The organism is Pseudomonas sp. Xaverov 259, from assembly GCF_019352915.1.
Lineage (GTDB): Bacteria > Pseudomonadota > Gammaproteobacteria > Pseudomonadales > Pseudomonadaceae > Aquipseudomonas.
This window is the reverse complement of the sequence record NZ_JAAAFV010000072.1, coordinates 395,594-406,253: the sequence shown is the minus strand read 5'-3', so window position 1 is coordinate 406,253 and position 10,660 is coordinate 395,594. Positions and strand designations below refer to the sequence as shown.

At 61.3% G+C, this 10,660-nt stretch carries 12 protein-coding genes; 9 read left to right on the top strand and 3 right to left on the bottom strand.

All coding sequences use genetic code 11. The features are described from left to right. Positions 1 to 220: 220 nt before the first annotated feature. On the bottom strand, positions 221 to 1,210 hold the full coding sequence (locus K0H48_RS30505; RefSeq protein WP_219337865.1) for a GntR family transcriptional regulator: 990 nt from the start codon (positions 1,208 to 1,210) through the stop codon (positions 221 to 223). Positions 1,211 to 1,257: 47 nt separating this feature from the next. Here K0H48_RS30505 and K0H48_RS30500 point away from each other — a divergent pair, with 47 nt between their 5' ends. The 9 genes from K0H48_RS30500 to K0H48_RS30460 all read left to right on the top strand — a co-directional run bounded on the left by K0H48_RS30500 (position 1,258) and on the right by K0H48_RS30460 (position 9,252). Continuing rightward, positions 1,258 to 1,518 carry a hypothetical protein gene (locus tag K0H48_RS30500; RefSeq protein ID WP_219337864.1) on the top strand — a complete coding sequence of 87 codons (261 nt, stop codon included), beginning with the start codon at positions 1,258 to 1,260 and terminating at the stop codon, positions 1,516 to 1,518. A 27-nt stretch (positions 1,519 to 1,545) separates the two neighbouring features. After that, positions 1,546 to 2,877: an amidase gene (locus K0H48_RS30495; RefSeq protein WP_219337863.1), complete on the top strand. Its 1,332-nt coding sequence runs from the start codon at positions 1,546 to 1,548 to the stop codon at positions 2,875 to 2,877. Positions 2,878 to 2,888: 11 nt separating this feature from the next. Further along, entirely contained in the window at positions 2,889 to 3,767 is an 879-nt protein-coding gene (locus K0H48_RS30490) for a polysaccharide deacetylase (protein ID WP_076962375.1), read from the top strand. Positions 3,768 to 3,797: 30 nt separating this feature from the next. Beyond that, positions 3,798 to 5,138, top strand: a complete 1,341-nt coding sequence (locus K0H48_RS30485) for an MFS transporter (RefSeq protein WP_069786160.1) — start codon at positions 3,798 to 3,800, stop codon at positions 5,136 to 5,138. Positions 5,139 to 5,148: 10 nt separating this feature from the next. Further along, the gene (locus K0H48_RS30480) at positions 5,149 to 5,910 is read left to right on the top strand and encodes an SDR family NAD(P)-dependent oxidoreductase (RefSeq protein WP_219337862.1); all 762 of its coding nucleotides are present in this window, start codon (positions 5,149 to 5,151) and stop codon (positions 5,908 to 5,910) included. 136 nt (positions 5,911 to 6,046) lie between these two features. Further along, the gene (locus tag K0H48_RS30475) at positions 6,047 to 6,796 is read left to right on the top strand and encodes an SDR family NAD(P)-dependent oxidoreductase (RefSeq protein WP_219337861.1); all 750 of its coding nucleotides are present in this window, start codon (positions 6,047 to 6,049) and stop codon (positions 6,794 to 6,796) included. A 13-nt stretch (positions 6,797 to 6,809) separates the two neighbouring features. Then, positions 6,810 to 7,106: a hypothetical protein gene (locus tag K0H48_RS30470; RefSeq protein WP_017136312.1), complete on the top strand. Its 297-nt coding sequence runs from the start codon at positions 6,810 to 6,812 to the stop codon at positions 7,104 to 7,106. Further along, positions 7,103 to 8,077 carry a GTP-binding protein gene (locus K0H48_RS30465; protein WP_219337860.1) on the top strand — a complete coding sequence of 325 codons (975 nt, stop codon included), beginning with the start codon at positions 7,103 to 7,105 and terminating at the stop codon, positions 8,075 to 8,077. The genes K0H48_RS30470 and K0H48_RS30465 overlap by 4 nt, the downstream gene beginning before the upstream one ends. Then, on the top strand, positions 8,074 to 9,252 hold the full coding sequence (locus K0H48_RS30460; RefSeq protein ID WP_219337859.1) for a PotD/PotF family extracellular solute-binding protein: 1,179 nt from the start codon (positions 8,074 to 8,076) through the stop codon (positions 9,250 to 9,252). The genes K0H48_RS30465 and K0H48_RS30460 overlap by 4 nt, the downstream gene beginning before the upstream one ends. Positions 9,253 to 9,288: 36 nt before the next feature. Here the strand turns inward: K0H48_RS30460 and K0H48_RS30455 are convergent, their stop codons facing one another. Both K0H48_RS30455 and K0H48_RS30450 read right to left on the bottom strand, forming a co-directional pair. Next, a complete protein-coding gene (locus K0H48_RS30455) occupies positions 9,289 to 9,981 on the bottom strand; it encodes a hypothetical protein (protein ID WP_219337858.1) in 693 nt (230 codons plus the stop codon). Beyond that, positions 9,968 to 10,537 carry a hypothetical protein gene (locus K0H48_RS30450; RefSeq protein ID WP_219337857.1) on the bottom strand — a complete coding sequence of 190 codons (570 nt, stop codon included), beginning with the start codon at positions 10,535 to 10,537 and terminating at the stop codon, positions 9,968 to 9,970. The genes K0H48_RS30455 and K0H48_RS30450 overlap by 14 nt, the downstream gene beginning before the upstream one ends. Between the last annotated feature and the right edge of the window lie 123 nt (positions 10,538 to 10,660).

The window sequence follows — 10,660 nt, the reverse complement described above, 5'->3', positions numbered from 1 at the left end:
ACCCACCGCATTCGCGAGCAAGCCCGCTCCCACAGTTGACCGCATGCAGTTCTGAATATGAGGTCGACTGCGGATTTGCATGCACTGAAGAGCTGCTTTTCTGTGGGAGCTGGCTTGTCGAATCGTCGCACCGCTGCGATGCAGACACCTCGGTACGTCAGGCACACTGAGTTGATGCCATCGCAGGCGAGCCAGCTCCCACATTTCAGGCCAAGTGGCGTCAGCTGATCTTGTGCAGGTAGGCCGGCAGCGGCTGTTCTGGTAACACCGACAGCACCTTCAGGCGCTGCAACATCCGCTGCCGCGCACGCTGCAAATGCTCACGCAAATTCAGCGCCGCCGCATCAAATGCCCCGTGCAGCAGCAATTCAAGAATCAGGCGATGTTCGGCGAGCATGGCGGGATCTGCGCCAATTCCCAGCAAACGGTAAAAAATCCGGCTGATGATCATCGGGCTCTGGCCCTGGCGAATCAGCGCGGCGATCTTGCGGTTTTGCAGGCCGGCCAGGCAGCGCTGGTGCAAGTCTTCTTCGATCTGCTCGATGGCTTCCAGGCTGCAGTGCGGGCTTTGCTGGGCGTCGAGCACGCGCTGCAACATCGCTTCAAGCATCTCGCGGTCCAGGTTTGGCGCGCTCTGGCGCAGTGCTTCGGGTTCCAGGCAGGCGCGCAGTTCGTAGTCTTCGGTGACTTCCCGCGCGGTCAACGGCCCGGCCAGCCACTGGGAGTAGGGTTCTTTTTCCACCAGGCCACGGTCGCGCAGGCGCATCAGCGCTTCTCGCACCACGGCGCGGCTGACGCTGTAGTGTTCGGCGGCGGCTTGCTCATCCAGGCGGTAATGACCAAAAGCGATGCACGTGGACAGCGCCGCGCCGATTTCCTCGACGATCCGCTCACCCAGCGGCCGCGTATCCACCAACTCAGCCTCGCCATCAAGGCCCAGGTGCGTATGGCTCAGGGGCAAGCGCAGCGGCTCCATGGCCAGGCCTTTGGGGTTGATCAAGTAACCCCGGCCATTGAAGCGGCAGATCAGGCCCTCGTCATGCAGCAGGTCCAATGCCTTGCGGACCGGCACGCGGCTGGTGCCGAACAGCTCGGCCAGCGGCGCTTCCAGCAACACCAACCCGTGGCGCGCAGTGCCGTTAACGATCGCATCACGCAACAACTGGTGAATCATCGCGTAACGGGAGGCCGAGGCGGACACTGCTTTCATCGTGTTCTCTTTGGCGTGTAGGAAAGTGGCCGGGGATTCTCTCATAGATGCGCCTGTCACTCTGCGCCACAGCGGTGGCACTTTTCTGGGGCCGGCAAGGAGGAAACGTTACTTTTTGCACCAAAATGTATTTATTAATAAAAGATACATTATTTCAATTGCGGCTAGCCTCATCACGCGCGTCGCTTTTTTTTGCCAACCGCAAAACCATCTATCCCGCAGTTGTAGGCGATAAACCTTACGAGCACGACAACACACTTAAAGAGACTGGCACGAAATCTGCCTTTGTAAAACGTACATTTTATTAATATGTACGTTTTATGAGGGTCATCTTGATGTCAGACGCCACCTCAATGGCCCAGGCGTACGCCAGCGGTCACAACGACCCGGTGCAGGCGCTCGAACAGGCACTCGTCCACGCGAGCATGGCGCCCAGTGTGTTTATTTCCCTGACCGCCGAGCGCGCACGCCGCGAGGCCGAAGCATCCGCTGCGCGCTGGCGTGCCGGCCAGCCTTTGAGCGTATTCGATGGCGTGCCATTGGCCTGGAAAGATCTGTTTGACGTGGCCGGCAGCGTCACCACCGCCGGCGCCGCCTATCGCCGCGAGGCTGCGCCGGCCTTGATCGATGCGCCCAGTGTCGGGCTGTTGTGCCGCGCGGGAATGGTCAGCATCGGCAAGACCAACCTCAGCGAACTGGCGTATTCCGGCCTGGGGCTGAACCCGCATTTCGGCACGCCCCATAACCCCAGAGGCAGTGATCAACCGCGCATTCCCGGCGGCTCGTCGTCGGGCTCGGCGGTCGCTGTGGCGGCGGGGATCGTGCCCATCGCCATGGGCACCGACACTGCCGGCTCGATCCGCATCCCCGCAGCGCTTAATGGTGTGGTGGGCTATCGCAGCAGCTGTCGGCGCTACAGCCGCGACGGTGTATTCCCGCTGGCGCACACCCTCGACAGCCTCGGCCCGCTGACCCGCAGCGTGCGCGATGCGCTGGTCATCGATGACCTGCTCAACGGCCGCACGCAACAGCACGTCGCCCGCAGCCTCAAGGGCCAGCACTTCGTCCTTGAGCAGGGCACGCTGGAAGACATCGAACCCACCGTGCGCAACAACCTGCTGCGCGCAGTGGACCAGCTCAAGGCTGCCGGTGCGCTGATCGAGGTGCGCGCGTCAGCCACCTTCCAGGCCACCCTCAACCTGATCAAGCAGGACGGCTGGCTCGGCTCATTCGAAGCCTTCGCCCTGCACGAAAACCTGTTGGACAGTCGCGATGCCGAGCGACTTGACCCGCGTGTACGCCGGCGCCTGGAGGCCGCGCGTGAATTGCCCGCCAGCCAATTGCTGCACCTGATCGACGCGCGTCGCCGCTTGCAACTGCAACTGGTCGATGAACTCGACGGTGCCGTTCTCATTACCCCGACGGTCGCCCATGTCGCCCCGGCGCTGGCACCGCTGCAAGCCGATGACGACCTGTTCGTCAAAACCAACCTCGCCACCCTGCGCCTGACCATGCCCGGCAGTTTGCTCGACATGCCTGGCGTCAGCCTGCCCAGCGGCCGTGATGCCCTGGGTTTACCCACCGGCCTGCTGCTCAGCGCCCCGAGTGGCGAAGACGCACGCTTGCTCAGGGCCGCGCTGTCGGTCGAAACCACCCTGAATCTTTAAGGAGACATACCATGGCTAAAGACATTCTCTGTGCATTTGGCGTTGACGTAGACGCCGTCGCCGGCTGGCTCGGTTCCTACGGCGGTGAAGACTCGCCGGACGACATCTCCCGTGGCCTGTTCGCGGGTGAAATTGGCGCGCCGCGCCTGCTCAAACTGTTCGAGCGCTACGGCCTGCGCACCACCTGGTTTATTCCTGGCCATTCGATGGAGACCTTCCCCGAGCAGATGAAGGCGGTGGCCGATGCCGGCCACGAAATCGGCGTGCACGGCTACAGCCACGAAAACCCGATTGCGATGACCGCCGAGCAGGAAGAAATCGTCCTCGATAAGTCGATCGAATTGATCACCCAGGTCACCGGCAAACGCCCGACCGGTTATGTCGCGCCCTGGTGGGAATTCAGCAAGGTCACCAACGAGCTGCTGCTGAAAAAAGGCATCAAGTACGACCACAGCCTGATGCACAACGACTTCCACCCGTACTACGTGCGCAAGGGCGACAGCTGGACCAAGATCGATTACAGCCAGCACCCGGATACCTGGATGAAACCCCTGGTGCGCGGCGAAGAAACCGACCTGGTGGAAATTCCGGCCAACTGGTACCTCGACGACCTGCCGCCAATGATGTTCATCAAAAAGGCCCCCAACAGCCACGGTTTCGTCAACCCGCGTCACCTGGAAGAAATGTGGCGCGACCAGTTCGACTGGGTCTACCGCGAACACGAACACGCGGTGTTCACCATGACCATCCACCCCGACGTGTCCGGCCGGCCGCAAGTGCTGTTGATGCTCGAACGCCTGATCGAACACATCCAGGGCCATGCCGGCGTGCGCTTCGTCACCTTCGACGAAATCGCCGACGACTTTATCCGCCGCCAACCGCGTACCTGACCCCTTTGCCCATCCCACCGAGGCGCGATTATGTCCATCTACAACAAGCTTGACCTGACTGGCTGGAAACCCCGGCAACTGACGTCCCAGGAGGTGCGCTTTGCTACCTGGATCGCGTTTTTCGCCTGGGTGTTTGCGGTGTATGACTTCATCCTGTTCGGCACTTTGCTGCCGGAGATCGGCCGGCACTTTGGTTGGGGTGAAGTGGAGCAAGCTGAAATCGCAACGTGGGTGGCGGTGGGTACGGCGGTCGTCGCCTTTGCGATTGGCCCGGTTGTCGACAAGCTGGGCCGGCGAAAAGGCATTATTTTTACCGTGGCAGGTTCCGCGCTGTGCTCGGCACTTACCGCGATTGGTGGTGCGTGGGGCAAGTCGCCGCTGATTCTGATTCGTTCGCTGGGCGGCCTGGGTTATGCCGAGGAAACCGTCAACGCCACCTACCTGAGCGAGTTGTATGGCGCCTCCGAAGACCCGCGACTGACCAAACGCCGTGGGTTTATCTACAGCCTGGTGCAGGGCGGCTGGCCGGTGGGTGCGTTGATCGCCGCCGGGTTGACTGCGCTGTTGCTGCCGATTATCGGCTGGCAGGGTTGCTTCATCTTTGCAGCGATCCCGGCCATCGTGATCGCGATCATGGCGCGCAAGCTCAAGGAGAGCCCGCAGTTCCAGATCCATCAGCGCATCAGTGAGCTGCGTAAAAGCGGCGCGGTGAAAGAAGCGCAAAACGTCGCCGTGACCTACGGCGTCGACTACGACGAACACAGCAAGGCTGGCCTTAAAGCCGCCTTCCGTGGCCCGGCCCGGCGCGCCACGCTGGTGATCGGCGCCGCGCTGTTGCTCAACTGGGCGGCCATCCAGGTGTTCAGCGTGCTCGGCACCTCGGTGATCGTCAGCGTGCACCATATTTCGTTCGAGAATTCGCTGATCATCCTCGTGCTCTCCAACCTGGTGGGCTACTGCGGTTACCTGACCCACGGCTGGATGGGCGACAAGATCGGCCGCCGCAATGTCATCGGCCTGGGTTGGATGCTCGGCGGCCTGGCGTTTGCGGGGATGCTGTTCGGCCCGAGCAATATGCCGATGGTGGTGGGGCTGTACAGCCTGGGCCTGTTCTTCCTGATTGGGCCGTATTCGGCGGCGTTGTTCTTTATCAGCGAGAGCTTCCCGACCAGCATCCGTGCCACCGGCGGCGCGATCATCCATGCCATGGGGCCGATTGGTGCAGTGGTCGCAGGGTTTGGCGCCACCCAGGTGTTGTCCGCCGGCAGTGACTGGCAGACCGCCGCGCTGTGGTTCGGCGCGCTGCCGTGCTTCTTGTCCGGCGCGTTGATGTTTGCCGCCCGCCATGTGCGCCCGGAAACCGTTCAGTAAGGAGTGTTAGATGAGTCGTAAAGTTGCCTTGATTACCGGTGCCGCCAGCGGCATCGGCCAAGCCCTTGCCGTGGCGTATGCGCGCAGCGGCGTGGCGGTGGTCGGCGGGTATTTCCCGGCCGATCCCCATGACCCGCATACCACCGTGGCCCTGGTCAAAGAAGCCGGCGGCGAATGCCTGATGTTGCCACTGGACGTGGGCAATAGCGCCTCGGTAGACGCCCTGGCCGAGGCCGCCGTGCAGCACTTCGGCCGCCTCGATTATGCCGTGGCCAACGCCGGTTTGCTGCGCCGCGCGCCGTTGCTGGAAATGACCGATGAGCTGTGGAATGAAATGCTCAATGTCGACCTCACGGGGGTGATGCGCACCTTCCGCGCCGCAAGCCGGCACATAAAAGAGGGCGGCGCGCTGGTGGCGATTTCATCGATTGCCGGTGGTGTGTATGGCTGGCAGGAACATAGCCATTATGCGGCGGCCAAAGCCGGCGTGCCGGGGTTGTGCCGTTCGCTGGCGGTGGAGTTGGCGGCCCTGGGGATTCGTTGCAATGCGGTGATACCGGGGTTGATCGAGACGCCGCAGTCGTTGGATGCGAAGAACTCTTTGGGGCCGGAAGGCTTGGCCAAGGCCGCGCGGGCGATTCCGTTGGGCCGGGTAGGGCGGGCGGATGAGGTGGCGTCGCTGGTGCAGTTTTTGACCAGTGAGGCGTCGAGTTATTTGACTGGCCAAAGCATCGTTATCGACGGTGGCTTGACTGTGCGCTGGCCCGACTGAATGCATCCAATCCAAATGTGGGAGCTGGCTTGCCTGCGATAGCGGTGGATCAGCAACACATGTATTGACTGACCCACCGCTATCGCAGGCAAGCCAGCTCCCACAGGAGACCGTGTTCGCCTTAGGAGATTTGTGAATGTCTCAATTGAACAACCGTCGCGCTGTGATCACCGGCGCCGGCAGCGGCATCGGTGCCGCCATCGCCCGTGCCTACGCCGCCGAAGGCGCACGCTTGCTGCTGGCCGACCGTAACGCCGCGAGCCTCGCCGAAACCGCGATCACCTGCCGCAACCTCGGAGCCGAGGTGGTCGAGTGCCTGGCCGATGTCGGCAGCGTCGAAGGCGCCCAGGCCAGCGTCGATCGTTGCGTCGAGCACTTCGGCGGCATCGATATTCTGGTCAACAATGCCGGCATGCTCACCCAGGCCCGCTGCGTCGACCTCTCCATCGAGATGTGGAACGATATGCTGCGCGTCGACCTCACCAGCGTGTTCGTTGCCAGCCAGCGCGCCTTGCCACACATGCTGGCGCAGCGCTGGGGCCGCATCATCAATGTGGCCTCGCAACTGGGTATCAAGGGCGGTGCCGAGTTGACCCACTATGCTGCGGCCAAGGCTGGCGTGATCGGCTTCACCAAATCCCTGGCGCTGGAAGTGGCCAAGGACAACGTGCTGGTCAATGCCATCGCGCCCGGCCCGATTGAGACGCCGTTGGTGGGCGGCATCAGCGCAGACTGGAAGCGCGCCAAAGCCGCCGAGTTGCCCCTGGGCCGCTTCGGCCTGGCCGATGAAGTGGCGCCGACCGCCGTGCTGCTCGCCAGCGAGCCGGGCGGCAACCTGTTTGTCGGCCAGACCCTAGGCCCGAATTCCGGCGATGTCATGCCATGAGTGAGGTGTAAGCATGTGCGGACTCTGCGGCTTGCTCGGTGAAGACCTGCACTGGAGCGACCCCTTGGGCGATGAGCTGCCCAGGCGCCGCGAACGCCTGCGCCGCATTGCGGCGATCAATCAGGTGCTGGCGGTGTTCCGGCTCAAGGTCGAAGACTTCCAGGGCGCGTCCTATTTGCTGTTGGGCGCTACCGGCAAGCAGGCTCTGGCGAGTGGCCTGGATCAACTCTGGCAGGCAGCAGAGACCATGCTCGGGCGCCCGCTGGACCCGCTTGACCCACGCTTGCTCGATCATCTGGAGTCGTCATGAGCATTGCCCTTAATGTCATCACCGGCTTCCTCGGCAGTGGCAAAACCACCTTGCTCAAGCGTTTGCTGCAAGGCGAAAGCCTGGGTGATACCGCGCTGTTGATCAATGAATTCGGCGATATCGGCATCGACCATCTGCTGGTGGAGGAAGTCGCGCCAGACACCGTGTTGCTGCCCAGTGGCTGCGTGTGCTGCTCGATTCGCGGCGAGTTGAAAGACGCGTTGCTCAGCCTGTTGCAGCGCCGTGAACGCGGTGAGATACCGGCGTTCAAGCGTGTGATCCTCGAGACTACCGGCCTGGCCGACCCGGCGCCGATCCTCGCCACCCTGAACAACGACGTGCAACTGCGTGGGCGGTTTCATATCGGCCTGGTGATTACTTTGGTCGATGCCAGCCACGCCGAGCTGCAGGAACGCCTGCACCCGGAGTGGCTGGCCCAGGTGGCGGCGGCGGACAGGCTGCTGTTGAGCAAGACTGATCTGGCGGGCGACAGCGACTCACTGCGCACGCATTTGCAGGCGCTTAACGCTGGCACCCCAATCCTCAATACTCACGAGATCCACAGCGGCGACCAACTGCTGCTCGGCGAAGGTTTACGCAGTGCAGAGCCGGCGGTCGAAGTCAGCCGTTGGCAGCTGCACCGCACCACCACGGCGACCCACGGTGCTGCGCAAGTATGCTGCCTGACCTTCGAGCAACCGCTCGATTGGGTGGGCTTCGGGGTGTGGTTGTCGATGCTGCTAAGATGCCACGGCGAACGAATCCTTCGCGTCAAAGGACTGCTTAACGTGAACGCAAGCTCGGCCCCCATTGTTATTCATGGCGTGCAGCACTGCCTGCATGCCCCGGTGCATTTGCCTTCATGGCCTGGCACCGATCGCCAGTCACGCCTGGTGTTTATCCTGCGTGGCCTCGACCCGGCGCTGTTGCGGCGCTCCTTTGAAGTGTTCTCACGGCGGTTTGCGGCATGATCACACTGCGTGTCCTTGGTACTTCCGTGACCCTGCTGGAATGCCTGCGCGTGCGTGCCGAGCAGGAGCTGGGCATTCGCCTGGTGTACCAGGTCCACGATGTGGCGCAGGCCCAGCGCATTGCGGTGATGCAACCCGAGAGTTACGACCTGTACGACCAGTGGTTTCACAACGTCGACTTCGTGTGGCCGGCGCGGGCGATCCAGCCCATCGACACACGGCGTATTGCGTTGTGGCATGAGATCAACGACCTGCCCAAGCGCGGCCGGCTGTCGGCCAGCGACCGCCTGGGCAGCGGCAGCGTGCCCAGTGAACGCTTGTTCGTGCAGCACGACGGCAGCCTCGGCAGCACCGTGACCGAGCGCATCAGCATGCTGCCGCTGACCCACAACGCCGATAGTTTTGCCTATCGCCCCGAGCGTTTGCCCGACGGCTTCAGCCACGGCAATGAAAGCTGGGGCTGGCTGCTCGACCCGGCCTGGCGCGCGCGTACCGCGTTGCAAAGTGACGCGGCGATTGGCGCGCTGGATGCGGCGCTGGCCGTGCAGGGCGCAGGGCTGGCGCAGTTCAAGGACATCGGCAACATGAGCATCGAAGAGATCGATGTGCTCGCCGACATCCTGGTGCGCAAGCAGAAGGAAGGGCACTTCGCCGCGTTCTGGTCGGATGATGAAGAAGCCGCGCAGCTGATGCTCAGCCCGAGTATCGATATTCAGAGCCTGTGGTCGCCGACCTTGATGCGCCTGCACCGTGCGGGTGTGAAGTACCGTCTGGCGGTGCCGCGTGAAGGCTACCGCGCCTGGTTTGGCGGTTTGTCGTTGTCACGCCATGCCCAGGGCCCGGTGCTGGATGCGGCGTATGCCTATCTCAATTGGTGGTTGTCGGGTTGGCCGGGCGCGGTGATGGCGCGCCAGGGTTACTACATCGGCAACCCGGCGCGCACCCGCGACCATTTGAGCAGCGCCGAGTGGGATTACTGGTACGCAGGCCTGCCAGCCCGCGAGGAGTTGCCAGGCAGTGACGGGTTGCCGTTGATTGACATCGGTGACGTGCGCGATGGCGGCTCCTACGAGCGACGCATGGGGCATATCGCGGTGTGGAACTCGGTGATGGATGAGCACAACTACCTGGTGCGGCGTTGGGGCGACTTTATGCGTGCTCGGGTCATGAATTAGTCCGTAGGAAGGGCCGGTATACCGGCCCTGTCGCCATCAGCAGGTTTTTTTCGGGCGAGGAGGCGTCACCGGTTTACGCGGTTGTTTTGGCGGTTTTGGATTGTTCGGTTTTTTCGGCGGTTTGCATGGGTGCGCATCATGCCAGCCCAATACCAGGAAGTTTCTACAGAAGCGACGGACCAGTTCGTTATCGACGGCGTTGGCCTTGCCGTCGTTGTTCACATCCCAGCTCACAGTCGTGCCGTTACCGGAGCCATCGCCGTTTTTATACAGCGCTGCCGTGTAGGCAATGGTTTCATCGCGAGGCTCACCCTCGCCCTGATGAAAATGCAGGCGTACGGTGTCAGGTATGCCATTGGCATCGAAGTCTTCGGCAAAGATCTTGAGGTACTTATCGAAAGGCGCGTCCGGGCTGAACCAGTTGAACTCCATGAACTGTTGGGCGAATTCAAGCGCCATGACCTCATCGAGTTTGTCGGCTACACCATTATTGTTGATGTCGTCGGCCAGGCTCCAATCAAGTTTGCCGTCACTGTTGATATCGAACAATGTGGCTTTTAAAGCAAGAGGCTTCGGCAGGGCGTGATCGTAAAAGTCCAAGTAAACAACATCGGGCTTGTCGCTGTTATCAACATCATGAGCACGCAAGATTAAGTAGCGCATAAAAATACCAATAGAAGTAAGAGATGAAAAACCAGGCGGTCTGCCGTGTCGACTAACCTTGCTCACCGATCAGCGAGCAAGGTCCTGTTGTGCGCGTGTTATTCCAATCGCACTTCAGAAAGTCACGGCACAGGCCCACCACCAGCGCGGCATCTCTGGCATCGTCAGTCGGGTTTGTATTCACATGGAGGCTGACGTTGCCGCCGGCACAGTCATTGAGAAACACACAGGCGGCGGCTTTGACCAAGGTCGCGTCGCTCGGTACGCCTTCGCCTTGATGAAACCTCAACCGCACGAGGTCGGGCTTGCCATCCAGGTCAAGGTCTTCGGAGTAGATTTCCAGGTAGCGGTCAAAGGGGGGATCAACCTTCCACCATTTGAACTTGAGAAACTGCCTCGCCAGGGCGCGTGCCAAATCGACATCGACTTTATTGCAGACGCCGTTGCCATCAATGTCGTCGGCCAACACCCACTTTAATTTTCCGTGGTCATGCTTCGACGTATTCATGACCAACGCTTCAGCGTCAGGCTTAGGGTTGATACCGTCAAAAAACTCCAGGTAAACGGCATCGATAACATCGTTGTCGTAGTCATCCTGAGCCGTGATCTTCAAATATCGCATGGCTACTTCCTTGAAATAAGAGCCTCGATGTTTTCATTACTCGCGTGTCATCGCTATGCACGCCATTCGACGCAACACGTGGGAAAGCCGCTCTTGATACGCGTGAATGTGAACGCAGTGCTT